The following is an 11,454-nucleotide window of genomic DNA, read 5'->3' as shown; positions in this document are numbered from 1 at the left end:
CTCTCGCCTCTATGCTGCTTCCATACGGTGTGCATGAATTGAGGCGGAGGCACAGACAGCGGGTTCAGCTCTCGAAACCGATGCTGGAGGCCTTGAGAGCCAACGAAGAACTAGCGGGATGCCATCAAGGCCGGCGCTGTTTCATATTGGCCAATGGTCCGAGCGTGAAATCTCTGGATCTGACGGTGCTTGAGGGTGAAACCGTTATAAGCGTGTCAAATGGCTATCTTCATGGCCATTTTATGCGCTTCGCACCGAAATATCACATCGTTCCACAGATTACATATGGCACCATGACTGAAGATCAGGTCGCGCGCTGGTTCACTGAGATGCATGAAAATATTGGTGAGGCAGAACTGTTTCTCAATGAGACTGAAGCTGGCATCGTCGCCGAGCGCAATCTTTTTGCCGGCCGGAAAGTGCGTTACGTGGCCCTTCGCACGAATATTGACGAAGTCACCGACACATCCATCATCGATATCGCGAAGCCGATCCCCCGAATCGATTCGGTGCCAGTGTTGGCTTTGATGATCGCCTTGCATATGGGCTTCAAGAATATCATCCTGCTTGGCGTCGATCACGACAGTTGGAGGAGCGGATATTATACCTATGCCTTCGATTTGAAGGCACAGGCCGACATGGATTACTCGGTGACATCAGATGGAAAGATCCTGTCTCCCAACTACGACACATTCCAAAGCCTTGCCCGCCTCTGGCGCCAATATCGCAGGCTGGGGATGATTGCCTCCGCCAATGGCGTCCGGATAATAAATGGAGGCATAGGTGGCGAGCTCGATGAATTCGAAAGGATTCCGCTGAAACTGCTGCTCTCGCCAGACAAGGTGCAGTGATAATGCGCGCTCGTCTTTCTTCGCTGGTGCGCCGGTTTCTTAAGCATCGACGTCCATCTGGCCTTCAAACCCAAACTGGGTACATCGGTGAGTTCACCACCTGGGAAGAAGCAGAGGCGGGCTTGGCTGGCTATTCGGATCCGAACATCGCCCAAAGAGTTGCTTATGGCACGACCGAAGTCTTGAACGGACGCAAGGCTTACGAACGCGATTCGATTACGTTCGAGACCAGACAATATGCCTTCCCGATCGCAACTGCCCTATTATGGGCCTCACGTGCGCGCGCGGCGCTTAACGTTCTTGATTTCGGGGGTGGCCTCGGGACGACTTATTTCCAAAACCGGCCCTTCCTGCAGGCCGTGTCTCAGGTGAGCTGGGTGATCGTTGAGCAACAGACATTTGTTGAACAAGGAAAACATCTATTCCGAGATAGCCAAGTCAGCTTCTGTTCTGATATGCGCGAAGCCTTGGCGACGGAGATCCCGGATGTAGTCCTTTTCTCTAGTTCCCTTCAATACGTCGAGAGGCCTTACGATATGCTGGAGGCCATAAAAGCCTCAAAGGTTCCGATGGTCGTATTTGACAGAACGCTGTTTTCAGGCCGCTTAAACGACGTCCTCACGCGCCAATATGTTTCGGCCGATATATTCTCGGCCGTCATACCGACATGGATTTTCAGTGAATCCAAGTTTTTGAATTACATGGCGTCGAACTACACGCTAGTTTCAAAATTTCCGGCGTCCTGTTCCACGGTCGAAAATGATCGAGAAAATCGGAGCCTGCAGGAGTCCGGTTATTTGTTCGTCCTGACCGGTTCGCAATACGATATTGCCCTGCAGTCGCCCATAATCAGCGAGAATTAACTATGAGTTCGTTGCAAAAGCATTCCCAATCCTGCCCATTGTGTGCGGGAAAGCAAATCGGCTTGCATCGCTGGTTCGACGTGGACGCGTTGAAAGCCGATTGGCAGAAGGGGTTTGGCTTTGAACCGTTCAGTCGGCTTGGCATTGAGGGCGTAGCGCATCAGTTTCGGTGTTTCGACTGTGACCTTAGATTTTTCGATCCGGCGACGACGCTGGCCGGAGACGGTGAGTTTTATAATGAACTTTCGAGCCGTTTTTCCTGGTACTACGAGAAGGACAAATGGGAGTTTGACGTCGCGGCACAAATTCTCGCCGGCCTAGACGGGATAAAGAGCGTGTTGGAGGTCGGCTGCGGTCAGGGCCATTTCCTCGTTCGAATCAAGAATCGCTACGAGGTGAAGGGCCTGGAATTCAACCCGCAGGCGATTGCCGATTGCAAAGCCATCGGCCTGGACGTTACGAGCGAGGAGATGGCGACGCTGGGTGAAGGCAGTTTCGACGTTGTTTCGGCTTTCGAGGTCCTGGAGCATTTGCCTGCGCCACGTGAATTCATTGAACAGTCTCTGCGGCTTTTAAGGCCGGGTGGCTACCTGTTGTTCGCAGTGCCTGATCCGGAAGGATATTTCACAGAGGCCGAAAAAGTCCTCCTCGATATGCCCCCACACCATGTAATGGGGTTTTCGAAGAAAGCGTTCAAGAAGATGGAAGCCCTCTTCTCTCTCCAGTTGGAGCAGGTCCATCAAGAGCCTCTTCGCTTTGCGCATTATAGATCCTATTTAGGCAATTTCCTTGCTCCTCCGCCTCCGCCGCGGAAGCCGAGTTTTCTCGATCGCGTCCTTTATCGATTGTTTGGCTATCAGAATGAGCGTGATGTCGAATTAAAGAGGCTCGGCGAGAAGATCACGGAAATGCAAATGGCAACGTCCTTTCAGAGTGCCAAAGACAAGCTGGTCGGTCAAACGCATCTTGTCCTGTTTCAAAAGCAATAGGTACTCACGCTGAAATGATCGTGTATGTCCTGATCCCGGTTTTCAATCGTCTCGAACACACAAGGCGTGTCCTTGCTTCTCTGCGTGCTCAAGGCATTGCAGCGAAATTGAGGATCATAGTCGTCAACGACGGTTCGACCGATGGAACCGCAGAATACCTGCAATCGCAGAGGGATGTGACCGAAATTCGAGGGGACGGTAATCTCTGGTGGGGCGGCGCCATGGAGGAAGGACTGAAACATGTGCTTCCCGCCTGCCAACCGGCTGACTACATCCTGTTTCTGAACAACGATACCTGGTTTGACGACAATTTCGTCGAAACCCTGGTGCAAGTGTCCAAAGAAAATGGCGGGGCTGCAGTCGGAAGTGTCATCCATGAAGAGGGGCTGGATCCGCCCCTTGTCAGTATTGGGGCGAAGGTCAACATCAATCGGCTTGCCGTCTGGGATCTGCTTTCGGAATTGAGCGAAACGGAAAAACGGTCGCCTGACAGCCAATATCGCGTCGATGCATTGAGCGGCCGAGGAACGCTTTACCCGGCGCTCCTGTTTCGGAGACATGGCCGCATGCGTCCGCACCTTCTGCCGCATTACATGGCTGACTACGAAATCGCTATGCGCTTCGCGCGTGCCGGAGTGCCGTTGGTTGTCAGCAGCAGAGCAATCGTCTATTCGCCTCCGGTATATGGAAACGACGCGTCCAGCCTTTCATGGCGAAAGCGGTTGTTTGGCAGGCGTTCGGCTCACAACGTGGTTCAGCGTCTTATTTTTTACTCGCTTGTCGGGTCACCGGTGCAACGCATGACTGCGCCGATCCGTATGGCGCATTTCTCGTGCAGCCGCGCGTTTTCGACGTGGAGGTCATTGGCGAAACGAAAGGAAGGAACGATATGAGCGGCGGCCAGCATCAGCAGTGCATCGCGTGCGGATCGAAAATGCAAACCTTTATCGAGCACATCAGCGATGATCGATACGGCTGCCCAGGCGTCTACTCGATAGACCGATGCGTTTCGTGCGGTCACATGTCGACTGCGCCACGGCTGACGGAAGAAGATCTCCCTGCGCTTTACAGCAATTATTATCCCCGTCGGGAGATCGATTTTGATGCGCTGGAAAAAGAGGCTGCGCTCGTCGAAAGACCGCTCGCCGGATTTCGTCGATGGATAGCCGGTACCGACAACCAGGGACATTATGTTGCCAAGCGGGGGCAAAAGGTGCTGGATATCGGCTGCGGCTCGTGTCTCTCTCTTCTGGAGATGCGCACGCTCGGCGTCGAATGCTGGGGGGTCGAGGCTGATCCGAACGTTCGGACGATCGCCGACAAATATGCCTTACGCGTTCATATCGGCAACATCTATGACGTGCCGTTCCCCGATGAGAAGTTCGATCTCATCGTGCTGAACCAAGTCATCGAACATGTGCCTGATCCGCTCGCGATGCTTGCGGCTCTGAAGGATCGTCTCAACATCGGTGGACGCGTCATACTGGCTTTCCCGAACACGGGTTCCTTTCACCGCAAATTGTGGAAGGAGCGGTGGATCAACTGGCACATTCCCTACCACCAGAACCATTTCAATCGAACTTCTTTTGCTCTACTTGCCCGGAAATCCGGTTACGATGTCGGGCGTATCAGGACGATCACCCCCAATCTCTGGTCGGTGCTTCAGCTCAGGACCTCCGGAGAGCAGCGACAGGAAGGAAAGGCGTCCAATACCTGGTCGGAAAGTGGCAATTCTCAGAAGCCACCGAGCTTTATTCAAAAGGTTCGCAACGTTGCTGTTTCGCGCGGTGCACGCCTTGCCGGTGTCATGATGGGCTTTGGAAACCGGGCTCTGGACGCAATGGGGCAGGGCGATAGTCTCTTGGTCGAACTCCGACTTTCCGCGGCAAAGAACTAGGATTTAGCGTCATGCGGATTGCCGTGTTCGATACCTACTATTCCCGATTTCTGAGGACGCACTATCGTCGCAATCGGGATTTGAGGTCGGCTTCCTCCCAGAGGCAGACGGAGTCTCTGCTCGAGGCAGCGTTCGGCACGTCCGATTTCTATTCCCGTCACCTGAAGGCCCAGGGTTGCGATGTCCTCGATATCATCGGCAATTGTGTTCCGCTTCAATCGGCCTGGGCGCAAGAGAACAACGAACCATTCAGCCCATGGGCGATGAAACTGCCCCACCGGTTTTTCAGATTGCCCTATATCGGTGCACGGCTGGCGGCGCTTCCTGGCCTGTTGGAGGTTGCGATGGCGCGGGTGCGCGCATTCAAGCCCGATGTGCTTTATTGTCAGGATCTCAGCTTTTTTCCGCCTCACGCATTGATGGAGCTGAAAAAGACCGTGCCACTCATCGTCGGCCAGATCGCCTGTCCGTTGCCGCCGGACGGCTTTCTGCGTCCCTATGATCTCATTCTGACGTCCTTTCCCCATTTCGTGCCCCGTTTCCGCGAGATGGGCATAAGATCTGAATACTTTCGGATCGGCTTCGACACCCGGGTGCTCGATATCCTCGGGAATGTCCCACGCGACGTGCCAGTGAGTTTCGTCGGCGGCATAAGCCGTCATCATGGCAAAGCGATCCCGCTGCTCGAACATCTTGCGGATACCACGCCGATACAGTTTTTCGGCTACGGCGCCAGGACGCTTCCGCGCTCATCTGCAATTCGGAAACGTCATAACGGTGAAGTGTGGGGTCCGGACATGTATCGCGCGCTGGCCCGCAGCCGGATCACGGTCAACCGGCATATCAACGTTGCCGAAAACAATGCCAATAACATGCGGCTTTACGAGGCGACGGGGGTCGGATCGCTGCTTATAACCGACAGGAAAGACAACCTTGGTGAGATTTTCGAGATCGGCAAGGAAGTCGTCGCCTATTCCAGCCCCGAGGAAGCCGCGGAACTCATACGCTATTATATAAAGCACCCCGACGAGGCTGATCTTATCGCGAAGGCCGGTCAGGCTAGGACACTGAAGGACCACACTTACAAGACGAGAATGAACGAGTTGATGCCGATCCTCGAGAGACATTTGGAGGAGCGGGGCTGATGTCATTTATTCATACGACTCTCAACCGCTTTCCGGTGTTGAAGCGCCGGTTGAAGCGATTGCGTGAACAGCTGCTGCCAGCGGCATCGGTGTCCTCGCACTACATCGAGATCGATTCAGCTCGGCGAGACAGCGAAAGCTCGCGCCTTGCCGCATCCTGGAAAGCGAGTGATCTGCCTGCACGCCAAAGAGAGCTCGTCGAGCGCCAGTTGAAGGAATATCGCGGCGGCGCTTCCATTGATGTATTCGATGTTTTTGCCGCTGCGCTGCGTAGGATCGACAATCTCCCGGCTGCCGGTTCATTGCTCGAAATCGGTTGTTCCAGCGGATATTACTCCGAGGTTTTGGAAGTGAATGGCTTGCCGTTGCGGTATAGCGGCTGCGATTATTCCGATGCATTCATCGATATGGCGCGCAGAATCTATCCAGCACTGTCATTCGATGTGGAGGATGCAACGCGGCTCAGCTATCAGAATGATGCGTTTGATGTCGTGGTTTCGGGATGCTGCCTCCTGCATATTCCCGATTATAAAGCGGCGATTGCCGAGAGCGCCCGCGTCGCCAAAGAATACGTCATTTTTCACCGCACTCCGGTCGTCTATGGACAGCCGACCAAGTATTTCCGTAAGCAGGCCTATGGCGTCGAGACCATAGAGATCCATTTTTCCGAGCCGGATCTCTTGGACAGTTTTCGGGTTCATGGCCTGGAAGTGCAGTCAACCTTTACGCTGAACGAGAGCGCGGATCCGCGCGACTACAGCACGGGCAATGCAAACCGCACCTATTTGTGCAGGAAACAATCCCAGCTATGACGAATTATTTCTGTACTCTTTTCGACAGCGGCTATCTCATCAAGGGGATGGCGATGATGGAGAGCCTCGTCCAGTGGTGCCCAGACGCACATGTTTTTGTGCTCTGCATGGATCAGAAGGCGCAGGAGATACTGATCGCCTCCAACAGATCCTACATCACCTGTATCCCACTCGCCGATCTGGAGACGCCGGAGCTCCTGGAGGCTAAGAAATCACGCGGCGTCGCTGAATATTGCTGGACCCTGTCTCCGTGCCTGCCGACCTTCGTGCTGGATCATTATCCAGAGATTAATTTCATCACCTATCTCGACTCCGACCTACTGTTCTATTCGCCGATCCGTCCAATCCTGGAGGAAATCGGCGACAGTTCGATCGCAATCATCGAGCATCGTTTTGCTCCCCGGCTCCAGGACAGGGAAGTGAACGGCCGTTTTTGTGTGGAATGGGTGAGCTTCCGGCGCGACGAAGAGGGGATGCGTTGCCTTGCTCGTTGGCGCGAGCAGTGCATTGAGTGGTGCTACTATCGCCTCGAAGACGGCAAAATGGGCGACCAGAAATATCTGGATGAGTGGCCTATCCTGTATCCGAAGTGCCACATTATCGCGCATCCAGGAGCGGGAATTGCGCCTTGGAACTATGAGAAGCTGCATTTCGCCGAGCAGACTTTAGGCGGGGTGTTGGTCGAAGGCATGCCGTTGATCTTCTATCATTTTCATCAGTTTCAGTTGCTGGCAGGTGGTGGTTTCGACAGGCTCTCTTCATTCTACACTTCGGTCTGCAGGGAGCCCGAAGCTGTCTATGCAGCCTATGAGGCGGCGCTCATGCGGACGCTTTCGGAAATAAGAACGATCTCTCCGGGCTTCTCTGGCGGGCTTCGCGAGGCCGCGGCTGTCGCGAGGCGTAGATGGGCGCAGCGCTACATTCCGTTCGCAGTCAAGCGCGCCCTGCATCGTCTCCTGCGCTATTGAGACAGCGCAGCTTGAGGGACGAAGATCAAGGGCGTCGGTTGGCTTACTGATACTGGCGGTCGATCCATTGGCGGTAGCTGCCGCTTGTGACGTTCTCCACCCATACTTCGTTGGCAACATACCATTCAACAGTCTTGCGAATACCTGTTTCGAACGTCTCGCTCGGATGCCAGTTCAGTTCCCGCTCGATTTTGGCCGCATCGATGGCGTAACGGCGATCATGGCCGGGGCGGTCACGCACGAAAACGATCTGTGATTTATAGCTTGCCCGGTCGCGTAGCGGCCTCAGCTCGTCGAGGATCTCGCAGAGCGTATGGACCACCGACAGGTTGGTCAGCTCGTTTCTGCCGCCGACGTTATAGGTCTCCCCGACCTTTCCACTCTCCAGAACGCGTCGAATCGCGCTGCAATGGTCCTTGACGAACAGCCAGTCGCGAACTTGCATTCCGTCTCCGTAGATCGGAATCTGTTTACCTGCGAGCGCATTATGAATGACCAGGGGAATAAGCTTCTCCGGAAAATGATAGGGACCGTAGTTGTTCGAACAATTCGTCGTCAGAACCGGTAAGCCGTAGGTGTGATGATAGGCGCGAACCAGATGATCACTGGCCGCCTTGCTCGCGGAATAAGGGCTGTTTGGTTCGTATTTGCGGTTTTCGCTGAAGGCGGCTTCCACCGGTGCAAGCGAACCGAAGACCTCGTCCGTCGATACATGAAGAAAACGGAAGCTCTCTCGGAAGGCTTCATCCTGCAAGGCTAGAAATCCGCGGATGGCCTCCAACAGGCGAAATGTGCCGACGATATTCGTCTGGATAAATTCTTCAGGCCCATGGATCGATCGATCGACATGACTTTCGGCCGCGAAATTCAGGATTGCGCGGGGACGATGGGAACGGAGCACTTCTTCAACCAAGTCGTAGTCCGCTATGCTCCCCTTGACAAAGAGATGGCGCGGGTCGTTCCAGATGGAGGTAAGATTTCCGAGATTGCCGGCATAGGTGAGCGCATCGAGGTTAATGACTGGTTCATCGTGAAACGCAAGCCAATCAAGCACGAAATTCGCACCGATGAAGCCGGCTCCTCCCGTCACCAGGATCATATCTACCCCCTTGGACATCTGCTAAATGGAAATCTCTAGTCTCATTGTGCCAGTCCCACGTCAACCGAAGAGATCGACGATGGGCATTTCGTGGGGCCTGGCCGCGGTCACATGGGGGTTGCGCTAGTTCAGCCGTTTCCATAAACACGTCCCGAAGATTGTATCGAAAGACGATGTGAAAAATGACAAAAACCGCGCTGATTACTGGGGTGACTGGTCAGGATGGTGCCTATTTGGCCGAATTGCTTCTGAGCAAAGGCTATACGGTGCATGGTATCAAGCGCCGGTCATCGTCTTTTAATACTGGCCGCATCGAGCATATCTACCAGGATCCGCACGAGGAACATCCACGCTTTATCCTCCACTATGGCGATATGATTGACTCGACCAACCTGCTGCGGATCGTGCAGCAGACGCAGCCCGACGAAATCTACAATCTTGCCGCACAAAGCCACGTGGGTGTCAGCTTCGAAACGCCGGAATACACCGCGGATGCCGATGGTATCGGGACGTTGAGACTGCTCGAGGCGATCCGTATTCTGGGGCTCGAGGGAAAGACCCGGTTCTACCAGGCATCGACATCGGAACTCTACGGTCTTGTGCAGGAAGTGCCTCAGAACGAGAAGACGCCGTTTTACCCGCGTTCTCCCTATGCCGCAGCCAAGCTCTACGCCTACTGGATCGTCGTGAATTATCGCGAGGCCTATGGCATGCACGCATCCAACGGCATTCTTTTCAATCACGAAAGCCCGCTTCGCGGCGAGACCTTCGTCACACGCAAGATCACGATGGCGGTGGCTGCCATCCATCTGGGTCAGCAGGATAAGCTTTTCCTCGGCAACCTTGACGCCAAGCGCGACTGGGGCCATGCCCGTGAATATGTCGAGGGCATGTGGCGCATGCTGCAGCAGGACAAGCCGGATGACTACGTCTTGGCGACCGGCGAGACGACGAGTGTCCGCCAGTTTGTCGAGTGGGCCTTTGCCGACGTCGGCATTGCTTTGGAATGGAAGGGCTCCGGCGTAGACGAAAAGGGTTATGACGCCGCGTCCGGCGCGTGCCTCGTGGAAGTCGATCCTCGGTATTTCCGCCCGACGGAAGTCGACCTTCTGCTGGGTGATCCGACCAAGGCCCGTCAGAAGCTGGGCTGGCAGCACAAGACTCCTGTTCGCGAACTCGCCGCGGAAATGGTGCGCGAGGATGTCAAGCACGGGAAGGCTCTGAGCAGCCGGAAAGAGATCTGAGTGTACGACTTGTCCGACAAGAAGATCTGGGTTGCCGGTCATCGCGGTATGGTCGGCAGTGCGCTTGTGCGCAGGCTTCAATCCGAAGATTGCAACGTCATCACGGCTACGCGCCGTGAGGTCGATTTGACGCGGCAGGACGAGGTCAAGAAATTTGTTGAAGCAAACCGACCAGACGCGATCATTCTCGCCGCTGCCAAGGTTGGCGGTATCCTTGCCAATGACAGCTATCCCGCTGACTTTATTTATGACAATCTGATTATGGAAGCGAATATCTTCGAAGCTGCCCATCGGGGCGAAGTGGACCGGCTGCTCTTCCTCGGTTCAAGCTGCATTTATCCCAAGCTCGCTCCACAGCCGATTCCCGAAGAGGCTCTGTTGACCGGTGCGTTGGAGCCAACCAACGAATGGTACGCGATCGCCAAGATCGCCGGCATCAAGCTTGCGGAAGCCTATCGTAAGCAATACGGCCGCGACTATATCTCGGCCATGCCGACTAATTTATACGGCCCGGGCGATAATTTCGACCTGAATTCCAGCCATGTGCTGCCGGCACTCATCCGCAAGGCGCACGCTGCGAAACTTCGCAAAGACCCGCATATGGTGGTCTGGGGAACGGGCACCCCGCGCCGCGAGTTTCTGCACGTCGACGACTGCGCCGACGCGCTGGTATTTCTTCTGAAAACATATTCGGGCTCGCAACACGTCAATGTCGGCTCGGGCACAGATCTCGAAATTATCGAGTTGACGCGGTTGGTCTGCCGCGTTGTCGGTTACGAGGGAGAGATTATTCATGATCTTTCCAAGCCCGATGGCACGCCGCGAAAGTTGATGAGCAATCAGAAGCTGCAGGACATGGGCTGGAAGCCGCGCATTTCGCTTGAGGACGGCATCCGGGCCACTTACGCTTGGTTTCTGGAGTTCGAAAATAGATCGGATCCGGCGGCCTGATATCGGCGAGGGCCAACATTTCTTCCCGCGTCGACAGTCGCGAAGGTGTAGCCGGACCGGCACCTGAGCAAATGCCAGCTTTGGAGAAGATTCGCTATACCGTCGGCGGATTCTATCAGCCGGTTGCCCATGGCGCGCTTTTCAATTCCCAGAGCCGCCCGAACATGGCAATCCACCCGGAAAATCTTCGCCGCCTGGATTCTCGCATGATTTCAATGACTTAGTGAAATCGCCTTTGAATTCATAATATTTTCCCGTCGCGAGCGACCGTGGATGCCACCTTTGTGCCCTGGCTTTGGGCATCACTCAACAGGACTGGTGAGCGGCAATTATTTCCGCTGTCTGACTTCGAGTTAGCCGTCCAGCGGCCAAAACGCGCCCTGATACTTCGCGCCCTTCTGTCGGTCATAAAGGACGTCGTCGCGCTTGCCTGAAGCGGGCGTCGTCTGGGCACGGCCTCGTCCACAACGCGCCATAAAGCGGACGTCGCTGCGCAGGCGTCAGACGACCGACAAGGGGCCGAAAGCCGTCGGTCGGCTTCCGGGCTCCGATTTTCGAAAGCAGACCTTGAGCCTGGCGGTCGCGTGATGACGCGAGGGGGACGTTCGGTCGCCCTCGGCCGAACGCACGCGCCG

The 11,454-nt window shown here is 55.1% G+C and carries 11 protein-coding genes; 10 read left to right on the top strand and 1 reads right to left on the bottom strand.

Features of this window, described 5'->3' with window-relative positions; all coding sequences use genetic code 11:
* Positions 1-80 precede the first annotated feature (80 nt).
* The 8 genes from HJB83_RS01845 to HJB83_RS01810 are packed head-to-tail and all read left to right on the top strand — an operon-like array spanning position 81 to position 7,525.
* Positions 81-851: a hypothetical protein gene (locus HJB83_RS01845; RefSeq protein WP_259671245.1), complete on the top strand. Its 771-nt coding sequence runs from the start codon at positions 81-83 to the stop codon at positions 849-851.
* Positions 852-853: 2 nt separating this feature from the next.
* Positions 854-1,714, top strand: a complete 861-nt coding sequence (locus HJB83_RS01840; RefSeq protein WP_207583030.1) for a methyltransferase, TIGR04325 family — start codon at positions 854-856, stop codon at positions 1,712-1,714.
* A 2-nt stretch (positions 1,715-1,716) separates the two neighbouring features.
* Positions 1,717-2,703 carry a bifunctional 2-polyprenyl-6-hydroxyphenol methylase/3-demethylubiquinol 3-O-methyltransferase UbiG gene (locus HJB83_RS01835; protein WP_207583031.1) on the top strand — a complete coding sequence of 329 codons (987 nt, stop codon included), beginning with the start codon at positions 1,717-1,719 and terminating at the stop codon, positions 2,701-2,703.
* 14 nt (positions 2,704-2,717) lie between these two features.
* Entirely contained in the window at positions 2,718-3,596 is an 879-nt protein-coding gene (locus tag HJB83_RS01830; RefSeq protein ID WP_207583032.1) for a glycosyltransferase family 2 protein, read from the top strand.
* A complete protein-coding gene (locus HJB83_RS01825) occupies positions 3,593-4,600 on the top strand; it encodes a bifunctional 2-polyprenyl-6-hydroxyphenol methylase/3-demethylubiquinol 3-O-methyltransferase UbiG (protein WP_207583033.1) in 1,008 nt (335 codons plus the stop codon). The genes HJB83_RS01830 and HJB83_RS01825 overlap by 4 nt, the downstream gene beginning before the upstream one ends.
* Before the next feature lie 11 nt (positions 4,601-4,611).
* A complete protein-coding gene (locus HJB83_RS01820; protein ID WP_221131225.1) occupies positions 4,612-5,745 on the top strand; it encodes a glycosyltransferase in 1,134 nt (377 codons plus the stop codon).
* Positions 5,745-6,557, top strand: a complete 813-nt coding sequence (locus HJB83_RS01815; RefSeq protein ID WP_221131224.1) for a class I SAM-dependent methyltransferase — start codon at positions 5,745-5,747, stop codon at positions 6,555-6,557. The genes HJB83_RS01820 and HJB83_RS01815 overlap by 1 nt, the downstream gene beginning before the upstream one ends.
* Positions 6,554-7,525, top strand: a complete 972-nt coding sequence (locus tag HJB83_RS01810) for a hypothetical protein (RefSeq protein ID WP_207583036.1) — start codon at positions 6,554-6,556, stop codon at positions 7,523-7,525. Before HJB83_RS01815 ends, HJB83_RS01810 begins: the two co-directional genes overlap by 4 nt.
* Positions 7,526-7,568: 43 nt before the next feature.
* On the opposite strand, the gene rfbB is transcribed toward HJB83_RS01810, so the two are convergent.
* Positions 7,569-8,624: a dTDP-glucose 4,6-dehydratase gene (gene rfbB / locus HJB83_RS01805; RefSeq protein WP_221131223.1), complete on the bottom strand. Its 1,056-nt coding sequence runs from the start codon at positions 8,622-8,624 to the stop codon at positions 7,569-7,571.
* Positions 8,625-8,806: 182 nt separating this feature from the next.
* On the opposite strand from rfbB, the gene gmd reads away from it, so the two are divergent.
* Both gmd and HJB83_RS01795 read left to right on the top strand, forming a co-directional pair.
* Complete coding sequence (gene gmd / locus HJB83_RS01800) at positions 8,807-9,868, top strand: GDP-mannose 4,6-dehydratase (RefSeq protein ID WP_207583038.1); 1,062 nt, start codon at positions 8,807-8,809, stop codon at positions 9,866-9,868.
* Positions 9,869-10,819: a GDP-L-fucose synthase gene (locus tag HJB83_RS01795; protein ID WP_281438252.1), complete on the top strand. Its 951-nt coding sequence runs from the start codon at positions 9,869-9,871 to the stop codon at positions 10,817-10,819.
* Positions 10,820-11,454: the final 635 nt, after the last annotated feature.

The organism is Rhizobium sp. NZLR11 (assembly GCF_019685115.1).
Taxonomy (GTDB): domain Bacteria; phylum Pseudomonadota; class Alphaproteobacteria; order Rhizobiales; family Rhizobiaceae; genus Rhizobium.
Note: the sequence above shows the minus strand (reverse complement) of the source record. Positions and strands in the feature narration are given on the sequence as shown.

Excerpts from the sequence above, each read along its gene's own strand:
- HJB83_RS01845 (WP_259671245.1), top strand. The coding sequence starts at position 81 with ATGCTGGAGGCCTTGAGAGCCAACGAAGAACTAGCGGGATGCCATCAA.
- HJB83_RS01835 (WP_207583031.1), top strand. The coding sequence starts at position 1,717 with ATGAGTTCGTTGCAAAAGCATTCCCAATCCTGCCCATTGTGTGCGGGA.
- gmd (WP_207583038.1), top strand. The coding sequence starts at position 8,807 with ATGACAAAAACCGCGCTGATTACTGGGGTGACTGGTCAGGATGGTGCC.
- HJB83_RS01825 (WP_207583033.1), top strand. The coding sequence starts at position 3,593 with ATGAGCGGCGGCCAGCATCAGCAGTGCATCGCGTGCGGATCGAAAATG.
- HJB83_RS01815 (WP_221131224.1), top strand. The coding sequence starts at position 5,745 with ATGTCATTTATTCATACGACTCTCAACCGCTTTCCGGTGTTGAAGCGC.
- HJB83_RS01830 (WP_207583032.1), top strand. The coding sequence starts at position 2,718 with ATGATCGTGTATGTCCTGATCCCGGTTTTCAATCGTCTCGAACACACA.
- HJB83_RS01840 (WP_207583030.1), top strand. The coding sequence starts at position 854 with ATGCGCGCTCGTCTTTCTTCGCTGGTGCGCCGGTTTCTTAAGCATCGA.
- HJB83_RS01810 (WP_207583036.1), top strand. The coding sequence starts at position 6,554 with ATGACGAATTATTTCTGTACTCTTTTCGACAGCGGCTATCTCATCAAG.
- rfbB (WP_221131223.1), bottom strand. The coding sequence starts at position 8,624 with ATGATCCTGGTGACGGGAGGAGCCGGCTTCATCGGTGCGAATTTCGTG.
- HJB83_RS01820 (WP_221131225.1), top strand. The coding sequence starts at position 4,612 with ATGCGGATTGCCGTGTTCGATACCTACTATTCCCGATTTCTGAGGACG.